The sequence below is a fragment of the Streptomyces sp. NPDC001502 genome, from assembly GCF_042894785.1.
In the GTDB taxonomy this organism is placed as follows: Bacteria; Actinomycetota; Actinomycetes; order Streptomycetales; family Streptomycetaceae; genus Streptomyces; species Streptomyces kutzneri.
The window spans coordinates 132326-146717 of record NZ_JBIAVW010000013.1 but is presented as its reverse complement, the minus strand read 5'-3'; the positions used below and the strand labels follow the sequence as shown (position 1 = coordinate 146717).

At 72.7% G+C, this 14392-nt stretch carries 8 protein-coding genes; 3 read left to right on the top strand and 5 right to left on the bottom strand.

Features of this window, described 5'->3' with window-relative positions:
- Positions 1 to 21 precede the first annotated feature (21 nt).
- The 4 genes from ACFY0D_RS23510 to ACFY0D_RS23495 all read right to left on the bottom strand — a co-directional run bounded on the left by ACFY0D_RS23510 (position 22) and on the right by ACFY0D_RS23495 (position 8546).
- The gene (locus ACFY0D_RS23510; RefSeq protein WP_390800084.1) at positions 22 to 2649 is read right to left on the bottom strand and encodes a SpoIIE family protein phosphatase; all 2628 of its coding nucleotides are present in this window, start codon (positions 2647 to 2649) and stop codon (positions 22 to 24) included.
- Positions 2650 to 2831: 182 nt separating this feature from the next.
- Complete coding sequence (locus tag ACFY0D_RS23505; protein WP_390800020.1) at positions 2832 to 4640, bottom strand: VanW family protein; 1809 nt, start codon at positions 4638 to 4640, stop codon at positions 2832 to 2834.
- A 214-nt stretch (positions 4641 to 4854) separates the two neighbouring features.
- Complete coding sequence (locus ACFY0D_RS23500; RefSeq protein ID WP_390800019.1) at positions 4855 to 6300, bottom strand: hypothetical protein; 1446 nt, start codon at positions 6298 to 6300, stop codon at positions 4855 to 4857.
- An 11-nt stretch (positions 6301 to 6311) separates the two neighbouring features.
- Positions 6312 to 8546, bottom strand: a complete 2235-nt coding sequence (locus ACFY0D_RS23495) for a CHAT domain-containing protein (RefSeq protein ID WP_390800018.1) — start codon at positions 8544 to 8546, stop codon at positions 6312 to 6314.
- Positions 8547 to 9127: 581 nt separating this feature from the next.
- On the opposite strand from ACFY0D_RS23495, the gene ACFY0D_RS23490 reads away from it, so the two are divergent.
- From ACFY0D_RS23490 to ACFY0D_RS23480, 3 genes are all read left to right on the top strand, one after another.
- On the top strand, positions 9128 to 10993 hold the full coding sequence (locus ACFY0D_RS23490) for a protein kinase (RefSeq protein ID WP_390800017.1): 1866 nt from the start codon (positions 9128 to 9130) through the stop codon (positions 10991 to 10993).
- 79 nt (positions 10994 to 11072) lie between these two features.
- On the top strand, positions 11073 to 11456 hold the full coding sequence (locus tag ACFY0D_RS23485) for a VOC family protein (protein ID WP_390800016.1): 384 nt from the start codon (positions 11073 to 11075) through the stop codon (positions 11454 to 11456).
- A gap of 270 nt (positions 11457 to 11726) precedes the next feature.
- Positions 11727 to 12905: a sensor histidine kinase gene (locus ACFY0D_RS23480; protein ID WP_390800015.1), complete on the top strand. Its 1179-nt coding sequence runs from the start codon at positions 11727 to 11729 to the stop codon at positions 12903 to 12905.
- Here ACFY0D_RS23480 and ACFY0D_RS23475 read toward each other — a convergent pair.
- Positions 12886 to 14307 carry a M1 family metallopeptidase gene (locus tag ACFY0D_RS23475; RefSeq protein ID WP_390800014.1) on the bottom strand — a complete coding sequence of 474 codons (1422 nt, stop codon included), beginning with the start codon at positions 14305 to 14307 and terminating at the stop codon, positions 12886 to 12888. The two genes, ACFY0D_RS23480 and ACFY0D_RS23475, sit on opposite strands and share 20 nt — an antisense overlap.
- Positions 14308 to 14392: the final 85 nt, after the last annotated feature.

The following is a 14392-nucleotide window of genomic DNA, read 5'->3' as shown; positions in this document are numbered from 1 at the left end:
GCGAGGTCTGGGTCAGGCCCGTCAGATCGGGTCCACGTCCAGGAAGGCCACGAGGGCGGCCTCGGTGCCGCCCGCGGCGCCGGGCAGGGCCAGCTCCGCCCAGATGACCTTGCCCTCGGGCGTGTACCGGGTGCCCCAGTGCTCGCTGAGCTGCGCGACCAGGAACAGGCCGCGTCCGCCCTCGTCGGTGGTGGCGGCGTAGCGCAGGTGGGGGGCGGTACTGCTGCCGTCCCACACCTCGCAGGTCAGGTTGTGGTCGTGGAGCAGGCGTACCCGTACGGGCCCGCTGCCGTGCCGCAGGGCGTTGGTGATCAGCTCGCTGAGGATGAGTTCCGTGGCGAAGCCGAGGTCCGTCAGGCCCCACTCGTCGAGTTTTTTCGCCGCGGCGTTGCGCATGGCGCCCACCGCGCTCGGCTGGAACGGTACCTCCCACTGGGCGACCCGGTCAGGGCCGAGCGTCCGGGTCCGGGCGATGAGCAGGGCCACGTCGTCGGTGGGCCGGGGCGGCAGCAGCATGTCGAGCACGGCCCGGCAGCTCTCGTGCGGGTCCCGGTCGGGGTGGCTGAGGGCCGCACGCAGCAGTTCCAGCCCCTCGCTGATGTCCCGGGTCCGCTCCTCGATCAGCCCGTCCGTGTAGAGGACGAGCTGGCTGCCTTCCGCTAGCTCCAGCTCCGCCGTCTCGAAGGGCATGCCGCCCAGTCCCAGCGGGGGTCCGGCCGGCAGCTCCACGATCTCGGTCGTGCCGTCGGGGGCGACCACCAGGGGTGGCAGGTGGCCGGCCCGCGCCATCGTGCAGCGCTGGGACACGGGGTCGTAGACGGCGTACAGGCAGGTCGCGCCCAGTACGCCGCCGTTCACGTCGTCGCCTTCCCCGTCGTGGTCGATGCGCTGTACGAGGTCGTCCAGGCGGGCCAGGATCTCGTCGGGCGGCAGGTCGAGGGAGGAGAAGTTGTGCACGGCCGTCCGCAGGCGCCCCATGGTGGCGGCGGCGTGCAGGCCGTGCCCGACGACGTCTCCGACGACCAGCGCGACGCGGCAGCCCGCCAGCGGGATCACGTCGAACCAGTCCCCGCCGACCCCGGACTGCGCGGGCAGGTAGAAGTGCGCCACGTCCATGGCGCTCTGCTCGGGCAGGGCGCGCGGCAGCAGGCTGCGCTGGAGGGTCACGGCGAGGGCGTGTTCCCGGGTGTAGCGGCGGGCGTTGTCCATGCTGACCGCCGCGCGGGCGACGAGTTCCTCGGCCAGGGACAGCTCGTCCTCGTCGAAGGGCTCCTGCTTCTCCGACCGCCAGAAGTTGACCACGCCGAGTACGACGCCCCGGGCCATGAGCGGGGCCGCGATGAGCGAGTGGATGCCGTAGTCCACGATGGCCTCGGCGCGGGGCGGGTCCTGGGCCTTCCAGCCCGGCGCGTCGGCCAGCTGGGGCACCAGCTCGGCCCTGCCGGTGCCGTAGCCGCGCGCCTGGGGGGTGGAGGGCAGGAAGTCGATCAGCCGGCCGACGGGGTAGAGGGGGTGGTCGGAGCGGATGCCGCTGACCGCGGTGCGCCGCATGTCGGAGCCCGCGCGGGGCTCCTCGCCGTCGATGACCTGGTCCGCCAGGTCGACGGTGACGAAGTCCGCGAAACGGGGGACGGCCACGGCGGCGAGCTCCTCGGCCGTCCGCACCACGTCGAGGCTGGTACCGATGTCGCCGCCCGCGTCGTACAGCAGTTTGAGCCGTCTGCGGGCCGTCTCGGCCCGGCTGGTCAGGACCTGCATCTCGGTGGAGTCGCGGATGGTGATGGCGGCGCCTTCCGGCCGGCCTCGGGGGTGGGTGGGCCGCTGGTTGACCACCAGCAGCCGGTCCCCGCTCTCCAGGACCTCGTCGGTGGCCTCGCGGCCGGAGAGCAGCAGGTCCGCCATCCGGCGGTCCAGGCCCGGTACGTCGGCGATGTGGCGTCCGTCGGCGTCCTCCGGCAGCCCGAGCAGGCGTTTCGCCTCGTCGTTCGCCAGCAGGAGGCGGCCTTCGCCGTCGGTGATCAGGACCCCTTCGCGGACGGCGTGGAGCACCGCGTCGTGGTGCTCGTACATGCGGGTCATCTCCTGCGTGCCGAGCCCGTGGGTCTGGCGGCGCAGGCGTCTGCTGATGAGCGCGGTCCCGACGGTGGCCAGGGCGAGGCCGGTGGCGATGGCCAGGAGGATGACCGGGAGCTGGCGGTCGACGACGCCGGTGACGTTCTTGACGGTGAGGCCTGCCGAGACCAGCGCGTTGACCTTGCCGTCGGGCCCGGTGACCGGCACGATCGCCTGGATCTCCTTGCCGAGCGGGCCGTCCACGCTCTCGGTGTGGACCTGGCCCTTGAGCGAGGGCTCGATGGTGCCGACGAAGCGTTTTCCGATGCGGTCCGGCTGGGGGTGGCTGTACCGGATGCCGTTGGTGTCCATCACCACGATGAAGTCCACCCCGGCGGCCTTGCGCGTGGTCTCGGCGAGGGGCTGGAGCGTCTTGGACGGGTCGGACGTCTTGAGGGTGTCCTGGAGGCCCAGGGAGTGGGCGAAGGTCTGGGCCACGGACACCGACCGGTTGCGTGCCTCGCGTTCGGTGTCGTGCCTCGACTGGAGGACCAGGGCCAGCAGGGCCCCGGCCGCGAGCAACACCACGATCGCCACCTGGAGGACGAATACCTGTCCGGCGACGCTCTTGTTCCGGTTGCCTAGAGGTGACCGCACCGACGTGCCCGGCACGGGTGGCGAGGAATGGTCACGAACCCAGTTGTAGCACTTCCGGGCGCCCACGGCCCCCGACATGCACGGTGAGCGCCCGGATTGTCACACCTGGTCCCTCGGTGACATCAGCCGGCGTGGCGCGGGGCCGCAGCCTGGACGCCGTTCGCGGCGGCGGAGGACGGGGTCTGCGAGGGCCCCGGGGCCTCGGGGGTGGCACCCGGCGTGGCTCCCGGGGTGGCTCCCGGAGAGGCGTCCGGCTGGCCCTCCGGGGTGCAGGTGACCTCGTCGCGCGGCGTGTAGTGGGTCTTGAAGTCCTCGTGCTTGACTTCCTTGCCGCCCTGGACGAAGGTCCGGCCGACGGTGACGTCGAAGCCCTCCAGAGGCGTCTGGACCTCACAGGTCTCGCCGCTGCCGGTGCGCTTCCCGGGCGGCGTGATGTTGGTGCGCGGCCCCTTGGTCGCACGTATCTCGTCGTACTTCTTCGTCCCGAGGAGGGAGATCGTCAGCGAGGTGTCGGTGGACCGGGCCTGGATGTACAGCGGGTGGCCGGAGTCGTTGATCCAGCGCAGGTCGAGGGTGCCCCAGGCGACGGTGGCTTCCCGGCCCTCGGGGTAGCGCTCGATGTAGAAGGAGTGCGCGCCGTGCTCGACGGGCTTGACGCCCGCGAAGAACGCGGCGTTGTACATGGTGGTGGCGACCGCCGAAACACCGCCGCCGGGCGATTTCACGTACTGGCCGTCGTTGATCATGATCCCGTCGACGAAACCGTTCTCGGGGGTGCGCTCACCGACCGTGCGGTTGAAGCTCCACTCCTGCCCCGGCATGACGACGGAGCCGTTGATGAGCTCCACGGCGCGGCCGATGTTGGTGGTGCGGTACGGGGCGGCCGGGAATTCCACGGTGAAGGAGGAGACCTTCTCCTTGATGCCGAGCCGCCGGGCTTCGTCGGCGGTGAGCTCCGGCTGGACCGCGACGGTGGCGACCTCGCCACTGCGGGCCGCACCCGAGCGGGTCAGCAGCGGCAGCACGGCCCGGCCGAGCGCCTCCTGGGTGACCTGTCGTCCCGTACGGCCCTGGTCGGCGATCACCACGCGGCCGTCGGCGGCGAGGCCCGGCGCGGCGTTGCGCGGCGTGCGGGTGACGGCGTCGATCGTGGGCGCGACGGCGGGGTCCTTGAGCAGGCTCTTGGAGTCGAGGGCGGGCACGAGGCGGCCCTGTCCGTCGGCCCGCATCTTCAGGTGCTCGCCGAGGGCGGCGGGGGTTATGGACATGTGCCGGCCGGCGACGGTGAGCGTGACGGGACCGGACATCGCGGGCTCGGCGAACTGCCGCATGGCCCTTCCGGTCTCCTCTGCGCCGACGCGCGGCTCGGTGCGCGTGACCGGCAGGACGAGGGGGCCGGTGGCCGGCCGCAGGTAGGCGTCGCGGAGGGTGTCGAGGGCCTTGTCCTCGACGAGGGAGACACCGGGGAGCGGGGTGACGGCCTTCGCCGTGCCCCGCTCGAACGCGATCGCCCCGTCGCGGACGTGCTGCTCGGCGGTCGCACCGAGGCGGTCCACCGCGGCCCGGGCGGTCTGTTCGTTCATGCTGATCACGGGCGCCACGTCGTGCCTGCCCGAGGCGAAGAGGCTGCCGACGACGGCGACCGGACCGGCTCCGTTCCGGGCGGCGCGGTCGACGGTCGCGTCGGTGTCGAGGGAGAGCCCCAGCGCGGCGGGATCGGTCTTCTCCACCCGGTCGCCGATCTTCACCGTGATCGGCGCCGCGGCGGCGGGCCCGAGCTCGCGGGTCAGCGCCTGGCGCGCCTCGGCCCGGCTCATGCCGCCGAGGTCCACCCCCAGGACCCGGGTGCCCTGGTCGATGTCGCCTCCGACCGCGAGGGCGGTTCCGTAGAGGCCGCCCAGTCCGAGGACGACGGCTCCTGCCGCTGCCACCGGCAGAGCGATCCGTCGGTTGACCGTCCAGCTGCGCACGCGTCCCATATCTCTCCCGTGGCGCCGACCGGTCCCTCAGGCGGCGCGGGCCGCAATGGCAGCCATATACGACAATTACGGGAAATAATGATCCCTGCTGAGCGCTCGATTTGGGGATGAATGTAATCGTTGTCACGATTCCCGCCCGGCCGGGTCTCCTGCGGAGCGGAGGCTCTCAGACCTCCGTCACGGGTGTCCCGCCCACAGCGTCCGTGCCGTCCGGTCCGGCGACGACGAAGACGTCGGACAGCGGGGCCGTGTCGGCTCCGGCGCTGATCAGCAGGTCGTACGTGCCGGCGGGCAGCAGGCCGATGTCGACCCGCTGCCGCCGCCGCGCGACCGTGAGGTCGCGGGTGACCGCCGCCCGGCCGGTGGCCCGGTCGGTCACCGAGAGTCGCGCCGGCACTTCGGGCAGTTCGCTCTCGCTCAGCGCGCTGATGGCACCGACCTCGCACAGGACGGGTTCGTCGGCGAGGTAGAGGTCGTCACCGAGGTAGCTGAACCAGGAGGTCACGGCGGCGCGCAGGTCGTCGATGCGTACGTCGTGCAGGGACTGGAGGATGCCGCCGAGGTGGTCGAGCATCGAGTCCTGGGTCTGCAGGCTCCCGTGCTTCTGCGGGACGAAGGTGCGGGCGTCCTCGGTGCCCGAGAGGGCGGCGGAGAGCTTGGGCACGGTGCCGTCGCCCCCCTCGTCGGCGTCCCCGCGGAGCAGCAGCGTCTCGACCTTGTGGTCGGTGAGCCGGGCCGACTGCCGGGTGGGCTGGTCCATGCCGACGATGGGGTGGTAGACCACCTGGTTGGACTCCCAGGCGGATTCCTGCCGGTTCTCGGTGGCGGCCCTCTCCATCTCCTCGAAGAAGTCGGTGAGGTGGCTGCTCCACTGCGGTTGCCAGCCGGGCAGCCCGGCCTTGGCCGGGGTGGCCGCCTCGCCGTCCGGCCCGTACACGCACTTGTAGACGGGTACGAGCTGGTGCAGGCCGGTGAAGGAGCGCAGGAGCTGTGTGAGGTCCTTCTCGAACGGGCCGATCCGCTTGTGGAAGCCGTTGCAGAGGAACTCGACGGCGTTGAGCGAGCCGTAGTAGGGGGTCCCGAAGGTCACGATGGCCCGGGTGTCCTTCCAGCCGCCCAGCACCTCGACGAAGTAGCGCGAGACGAGCCCGCCCATCGAGTGCCCGATCAGGACGAGCTGGGCCGCGGAGTTGCCGCTCGCCGCACGCCAGTCCCGCAGCCAGGTGGCGCTCTGCTCGGCGAGCCTGCGGGCGGCGGCCCGGTTGTCGCGCCGCCAGTCGTACGGGAACGGGAAGTAGTTCCGGCCCTTCTGCAGGTCGAACCGTGCCAGGAGGAACTTCTCGATCGCCGTGTAGCCGTCGATCTTCCACAGTCCGGGCAGGGTGTGCAGATCGGGCACCAGACGGTCGGCGGTGACGCCGTCGCCGAGATCGTCCACGAGCCAGTCGTCCGCACCGAGCTCCAGGGACTCCAGCGAGCCGCCCAGGCTCGCCAGCGCGCCCAGCACCGCCGAGGCTGAGGGCGCCCACACGTCCTTGCCGTTCCTGGTCAGCACGCTCCCGCTGATACCGGGGAGCAGTACGACGACGTCGGCCATCGGGATCCTGGCCATGAGCGGACCTCCTAGTTGCCCCCTGGTCGGACGAACGGGTCGGCCGCGTCCCCGTAGTGCTGGTAGGCGGCCCAGGAACTCCAGCGCTGCCCGCTCGGCGTGACGTGCGGGCCGTCGGAGCCGTCGGAGCTGCCGGCGCTGCCGGCGCTGTTCGGACCGTCGGCGCTGTTCGGTCCGCCCGGGCTGCCGGGGCCCTGCTCCTGCTGTCCTGCGGCGCGCAACCCGTAGAGGCGCCTGCGCGCCGCGCGGACGGCGCCGCCCACCGTCGGGGTCGCCTCGCCGGACCCGCCTTTGAACAGGTGCGTGTAGAACTGGTCGGCGAAGGAGATTCCCTGGTCGTCGGGGATCCGCCAGGCCGCCCCGATGTAGTGCCCCACGCCCATGCGCAGGAATTCGTCGGCGAGGCTCGGCACCAGCGCGGCCTGCGGGTTCCCCCAGGGGCTGCGGCCGGCGAGGCCGGGCGCCCCGTCCGGGGCGCCGGGGCCGGCGGCGTCGCCGAGGCGGGCCGTGTAGCAGGCGTTGGCGACGACGATCAGGGGCGGGCGTTCGAGCAGGGCGAGTTCCTGGGCGGTCAGCAGGCCGTCCGCGAAGACCCAGCCCGAGCGCCGTCCCGTACCGGAGAGGTCGAAGTCGCTGTGCCCGCAGTAGTGGACGATGTGGTTGCCCCCGCACAGCAGGACCCGCAGCACGTCCAGGCGCCGGGCGGGGTCGACGCCCGGCTGGCGCAGCGCGTTGGCCGCGCCGACGAACAGGCTGACCTTGGCCCCGAGCTCCTTGAGCCGGGAGGCCACCGCGAGGGCCTCCTGGCGGGCTCCCGGCAGGTGGAATCCCTTCTCCGGGTCTCCCGGGTCTCCGATCACCAGGGCGCGCAGCGGTCCGTCCGCCAGGCCCTCGGTCATCACCCGCGAGTAGGTCGTGCGCAGTTGCCTGGACAGCTGGGTGCGGATCGCCAGGGGATCGCGCTTCTCCACGCCGGCCTGCTGGATCTCGGCCAGGAACTCCCAGGGGACGGAGGCCGTGTCGCGGTCCAGTTCCAGCAGCACCGTCGAGTCGTCGGTGAGCAGCCGCTGGAAGTCCGGCGGGACCACGAACCGGGACAGCAGGTCGGGCAGTTCGCACGCGTCCTTGACGCTCGGCTCCGTCAGCCGGTCCACGAGCTCCCGCAGCAGGTCCATGTCCACCGGTACGAGCCGCTCCGGTACGGTGGCCCGCCCGGTCAGCGCCGCCCAGCGCAGGCCTCCGACCCCCGACTGGACGGACATGCGGACGGGCACCGCGTCGTCCTGGGCCTCCGCCGGTCTGCGGACGGTCAGGGACAGCTCGGTGCGTTCCACCGAGGCCAGGTCCGCCAGCTGCTCGCGGATCTTTGCCTGGATGCCGGCGTCGAAGCCGGCCAGCACGGTGTGCAGGACGTCCTCCGGCGGGCCGGGGCCGCCGGGGGTACCGGGGGTGCCGTCACGGGTGACCGCGCCCGCCGGGCCGGCGAGTCCGGTCAGCGCCGACAGGGCGTACACCGCGGCGGAGGGCCCGAACAGCTCGCCGCCGCTCTCCTCGCGCAGCCCGGGGACGATCCGTACCTGCGGGAGCTTCGCGGCGGAGTCCGTGAGTGCGAGGTGGAGCTGCTCCGCGCGCAGCCGGTCGACCTCCATGACGAGTACGTCGGTGAGCCGGGGCGGCGGTGTGGGCGGGCCGAGCGGCGCCAGGGCGTCGGCGAATCCCCGGACGATCGCGCGGGCTGCCTGTTTGACGGTCAGATTGCCCGTGCCCGAGCCGATGAGCACGGTGGCCAGGGTCCCGACGTGACCGAGCCCGAGCGCTTCGCCGAGCAGGGAGGCGTACATCTGGACGGCGCGGCGTTCCGTCAGGGTGCCCATCGGCCCCATGCCGACGACCGCGGCGCACCGCACGGGGCCCTCCTTGCAGGGGAAGTACGTGACTTCGCCCAACTGGGCTTCGATCCAGCCGAGCTTGGTGTGCTCCGTGATGGTGCGGCGGGGGTCGACGGAGATGGCCCGGTCGAGTGCGAGTTCCGCGGCCGCGGGCACTACCGACTGGTAATGACCTGTGACGTGCAGATCGGCCGCGATCTGTGCGATGTCACCCCAGATCACGGTGATGTTGAGCGTTGGACCATCGGTGCGCGGCGGTCGGTCGGGGGCCGGAGCGGGGAACCGTGCGGGCGGGTTCGAGGCCGTCGGTACGCCCTCCAGCAGGTCGGCGATGCGAGCGGCGGCGGGGGTGCTCACCACGCTCCTCCCTTCGAGTCGCCCGAGCTTCTCGATCCGAGTGCGTCACATCTGTCTCCCCCACTGGATTATCCCACTGCTGACGGGGGCGGCCAGTGGGGCCCGGCGGAGGTCCGGAGCCGGGCCAGCAGAGCGATCGCACGGGCCAGTTCGGGACCGGGACGGGGCTGTCGCCGGCGCGTCCGCAGCAGGGCGGTGGCCTGCGCCGCCCGCTCACGGTCGGCGCCGGTGGTACTCGGCCGGGCACCGGCCGAGGCGATGCGGACGGATCGTCCCGGCAGGGGCCCCGGCCGCCGCGCCACGATCGGGCCGCCAGCGGTCCGGTCCGGTCCGGTCCGCTCCGCTCCGGCCCGCACGGTCGGCAGGCCGGCGGCCCCGGCGCAGGACACGCGCGCCTGCGGGGTACGGCCGAACAGGGGCTTCTCACCCGGTCCGAGACCGGCCGACCGACCGCCGAGCGGCGAAGGCGGGGTTCCCGGGGGCGAAAACGGGATCAACTCGGCGTTCAGGGGCCCGCATTGCCGTCTCGGGATCATCAGGGTTAGATTCCTGGAAACTTCTCCAATTCGAGCGGGGCTGACGTGTTAGAGCTGACGGGCAGCGGGGCCGAACCGCTGGAGCCGGGGGATCCGCGCCGGATCGGGTCGATCCCGCTGGCGGGCCGGCTCGGGGCCGGCGGCATGGGGCGCGTCTACCTCGGCATTCGCGAGAGCCGGTACGTCGCCGTCAAGCAACTGCTGTCCTCCGTCGTCGGGGAGGACCAGGACTTCCTGCGCCGTTTCGGGCACGAGTTGGACAACCTCGCCCGGCTGCCCGCGGACGCCACCGCGCCGCTCCTCGACAGCGACCGCACCGCCACTCCCCCGTGGTTCGCCACCGCCTACATCCCCGGGCTCACCCTGAGGGAGGCCGTCGCGCTGCACGGCGGGCCGCTGCCCGCGCGGGCGCTGTGGCTGCTGCTGCGGGAAGCCGCGGCGGGGCTGGCGGCGGTGCACGCTCTGGACATGGTGCACCGGGACCTCAAGCCGTCCAACGTCATGCTGACGCTCGACGGTCTCACCCTCATCGACTTCGGCGTGGCCCGGGCCGCCGAGCAGAGCCAGCTGACCCGGACCGGCATGGTCGTGGGTACGCCCGCCTACATGGCACCCGAACAGGCTTCGGGCCGAAGGCGGTTGAGCGGCGCCACCGATGTGTTCGCGCTGGGCTCCGTACTCGCGTACGCGGCGTGCGGTCAGCCGCCGTTCGGCGACGAGTCGGGGCACGGGGTGCTGTACCGCATCGTCCACGAGGAGCCCGACCTGGAGCCGCTGCGGGAGCTGGAGCCTGACCTCGCCGAGCTCGTCGCGGCCTGCCTCGACAAGGACCCCGAGGGACGTCCCACCGCCGCCGAACTCCTCGAACGCGCCGCCGGGCAGGACCCGTTCACCGCCCCGCTGTGGCCGGAAGCCGTCACCGAGCGCCTGACCGAGCGGGCCGCCTTCGCCGCGAACGTGCGGGAGGCCGACGTACCGACGGTCCCGCTCACCGGCGAGCAGCCGGAACCCGAGCCGGAGCCGGAGACCGAGCCGGAGAAGGCCCCGGTCCCGGTGGCGCCCGCCGCTCCCCCGGTCACGGCCCGTCCGGAACGGGCCGCGCACCGCCGCCGCACCCGCGTCCTCCTCGCCGTCGTGCCCGTCGTCGTGGTCGCGGGCGGTACGACGCTCGCCATCCAGCACCTGCCGTACGTCTCCGCGCCCCAGGCCGGGGCCGGGAACTCCCCGTCTTCCGCCCCGGTCACGGCGCCGGCCGACCCGACGGCATCCGCGGCCGCACCGGGTGCAGCGGATCCGGCGGGCGGCAGCCCGTCGGGTACGGCATCACCCGCGCAGCCGCCCGCACAGGACCCGGGACAGGCCGCGGCCGCCGGGGGCGTGGGCGGAACCGGCCCCGGCACCGGGCCCGGCACCCTCCCCGGCGGCGGGGCACAGCCCGGCTCCGGCAGCGCCGGGAACTCCGGCAACCCCGCGAACGCGGGCGGCTCCGGCAGTACGCGCCCCTCCAACGGCGGGACGTCCACCGCGCCCACGGCCCCGGCACCCCCCGCTTCCGGCACCTACCGCTTCCGCAACGGCAACAACAGCAAGTGCATCACGCAGGTCTTCGGGGCTTCGGACTACGGCGACTGCGCGGACGCGAGCGCCCGGTGGACCGTCCAGAGCGGTCCGGACGGCAGCTTCAAGCTCGTCAACCAGCAGGGCGGCGGCTGCCTGTACGCCAACATGCTCGGCCAGGCGGTCTTCGTCGGCGACTGCTCCCAGGGCACCGCCAGGCTGTGGCGTACGGGGTCGGGCGGCAGCCTCCGCAACGACTTCAGCGGGGGCTGCCTCGACCTGGGCATGAGCAGCGGGCTGGTGACCACGACGTGCGGCGGGGAGGCGTCGCAGCGCTGGACGAAACAGAGCTAGGGGTGTCTTGCCGATCAGGCAAGACACCCTAGGGCCAATTCGGTGGCGGACGGCGGGGTGCTGGGGCAGGCTGGGGCGCATGGTTTCGGTGGTGCAGAATGTGGCGATCGACTGTTCGGACGCGTATGAACTGGCCCGGTTCTGGAGTGAAGTGACCGGTAGTCCGCTGCATCCGGACGCCGAACGAGGTGACCAGGAGATCCCGGTGATGCTTCCGGAGGGCCCGCTCCTGTACTTCAACCAGGTGCCGGAACCGAAGACGGTCAAGAACCGGATCCACCTGTGCCTGCGTCCGACGACCTCACGCGAGGAGGAGGTCGAGCGGCTGTTGCATCTCGGAGCCACCCTGGTCGCCGATCGCCGGCAGCCCGACGGTACGGGCTGGGCGGTCCTCGCCGATCCTGAAGGCAATGAATTCTGCGTCCTGCGCGGCGAGTCCGATCACGCCGCGATGCCTTCCTGAGGCTCGGGCGCTCGGACCGGAGAGCGTCCGGGCCGTGTCACCGTTCGTCCGTGCCCAGCCATTCTGCGAGGGTGTCGCGCAGGCGCTCGACCCGGGCCCGGTGTGCGGCCGCGTCGTCGTCCTCGGCGGGCAACAGCCACGTGGCAGAGATCGACATCGGTCTTCCCTCGGCGGCTCTCGGTTCGCAACCGTCGCAGGCTACGTCAATCCCGGCCACCGGCCTCGTGGGCGCCGAGGGATCGGGCAGGTGGATGATCTAATCTGCGCGCTATGTGGTCTCCTCTCCTCCGCTTCCTCGCCGTTCCCGGCAGGGCGGCGGTCCTGCTGCGGTCCCTCGCAGCCTGTGTGCTCGCAGCCGCGGCCTGGGTGGACGTACGGGCCGGGACGTTCGCCGGACCGGCGTCGCAGGCCCGGCTCACGCTGTCGGCCGCCGTCGTGGGCGCCGTCCTCGTCGCCCTGCCCCTGCTCAAGGAAGCCCGGTCGTACGCCTGTGCCGGGGGCGCCGCCGCCACCGCCTCGCTGGTCTGCTCCGTGGCCCTGCTCCTGAGCCACCCCGCCGCCGGCGTCTCGTCCGCGTACGGGGCGTTCGAGCCGGTCGCCCTCCTGATGGTGCTGGCCTTCGTCGCCCGGCGCGGGCCGGCGGCCCCCGCCGCGCCGATCGCCCTGCTGCTGGCGGCGGCCGTCGTCCTGCGCCCCCTGTCCATCGGCGTGCAGGAGGGAAGCCTGACCGTCGCGTTCGGCCTCACGCTGGTCACGGCCTTGGTGGCGGGGGCGAGTGTGACCGTGCGGATCGTGGAGGCGGACCGGCGGCAGCGCGCACACCGTGTCCGGCTCGAACAGCGGATCGAGCTGGCGAGGGATCTGCACGACCACCTCGCCCACCACGTGACCGGCATCGTGGTACAGGCACAGGGAGCCCGGGCGGTCGCCGCCAGGCGGCCCGACCTGGTCCTGCCAGCCCTGCAGCGCATCGAGGAGACCGGGGCGGAGGCGCTCGCGTCCATGCGGCAGATGGTCGCCGGGCTCGGGGCCGGGGAGAGCGACGCACCGCCGGCCGCGCCGGCCGGAATGGACGACCTGCGGGCCCTGGTGCGGGGGTTCGCCCTGAACGGGGTACCGGCGTACCTCACCGAGGAGGGCCCGGTGGACAGCGTTCCGCCCGAGGTGGCCGCCACCCTGCACCGGGTGACGATGGAGTCCCTGACCAACATCCGCAAGCACGCCCGCCACTGCCGCCACGTCAGCGTCCATGTGCGCGTCCGTCCCCACGAGGCAGCCGTGCGGATATCCAACGACGGGACGGCCCGGCCGGCCTCCCGCCCGGGCTACGGGCTGAAGGTCCTGCGCGAACGCGTCACCCTGGCCGGCGGCACCTTCCGGGCCGAGGCCACCGCCGAGGGCGACTGGCAGGTGCGGGCCCGTATGCCGCTCACCCCCGAGAGGAGCTAGGGCCTGTCTTTCCGCGGCCGCCCTTCGAGCCGCCGTTCGTCGGCGGGTATCCGGGCCTCGCCGGTATCGGGGGCCGGGCCGGGGCCGGCAGGGGCGGCAGGGCCGGCTCGTACAGCCAGGCGGTGAACAGGTCGTCCAGCGGCTCGGCCGCGTAGCGGGCCACGTGGTGGGTGAGGGCCACGGTGGACACCACCCCGTGGCGGTGCACCGTGGCCCAGTCCCGCAGCATGCGGAAGAACGCGCTGTCGCCCAGCGCGCAGCGGATCGCGTGCAGGGTGAGGCCACCGCGCTGGTACAGGCGGTCGTCGAACATCAGCTTGCGGCCGGGGTCGGACAGCCGCAAGTCCCGTGGCTGCGAGGACAGCAGCCTGTGTGCGGCGGTGGCCAGCTCGTGCGCGGTGCGGCCGCCGGAGCGTTCCGACCAGAGCCATTCGGCGTACTTCGCGAATCCCTCGTTCAGCCAGATGTGCCGCCAGTCGGCGATGGTCACGCTGTTGCCGAACCACTGGTGCGCGAGCTCGTGGGCGATGAGGCGTTCCGAGCCGCGGACGCCGTCCACGTGGTTGGCGCCGAAGGTGGACAGGCCCTGTGCCTCCACGGGGACGTCCAGTTCCTCGTCGGCGACGACCACCACGTACTCGCCGAAGGGGTAGGGCCCGAAGAGTTCCTCGAACAAGCGCATCATGGCGGGCTGCCGGGCGAAATCGCGGGAGAACCGCGGCAGCAGGTGCGCCGGCACGTGGGCGCTCTGCGGTACGCCGCCGAGTCCGGGGTCGCCGAGAAGCACCGTCTGGTACATGCCGATGGACAGGCTGACCAGGTAGCTGGAGGTCGGCGCGGACTGCTCGTAGACCCAGGTGGTCGTGCTGGCCTTCGTCGTGCGCGTGAGCAGCCGGCCGCCGGCCACGACCGTGTAGGGGGAGGGCGTGTTGACCGAGATGTGGTACGAGGCCTTGTCGGCGGGCCGGTCGTTGCACGGGTACCAGGAGGGCGCGCCGACGGGCTGGCTGGCCACCAGCGCGCCGTCGGTCAGTTCCTCCCAGCCGATGCCGCCCCAAGGGCTGCGCACCGGCTTGGGGTTGCCCGCCCAGTGCACTTCCACGGTGAAGGCGGATCCGGCGGGCAGGGGCTTGGCCGGGCGGATGCGGAGTTTGCCGCCGCGGTGGGTGTAGTGCGGCGCCCGGCCGTTCACCAGGACGCGGCCTATTCTGAATTCGGCCAGGTTCAGGTGGAACTCGGTGAGCGGCGCCCGCCCGGCGATCGCGCTCAGGCGGGCCGTGCCGGCGAGCCGGTTGGGACCGGGACGGTACTCCAGAGCGAGTTCGTACCGGTGCACTCGGTAACGGGAGTCGCCGTTGGCCGGGAAGTACGGGTCCGATGGCTCTGTTCTCTGGCCGCTCACTGCCGCTTCCGCTCCCTGCGCTGTGCTCGTACGACGTGCTGGTGTGCCGGTGTACCGGGGTGCCGGTGCCGCCCTGCTGCCCGCC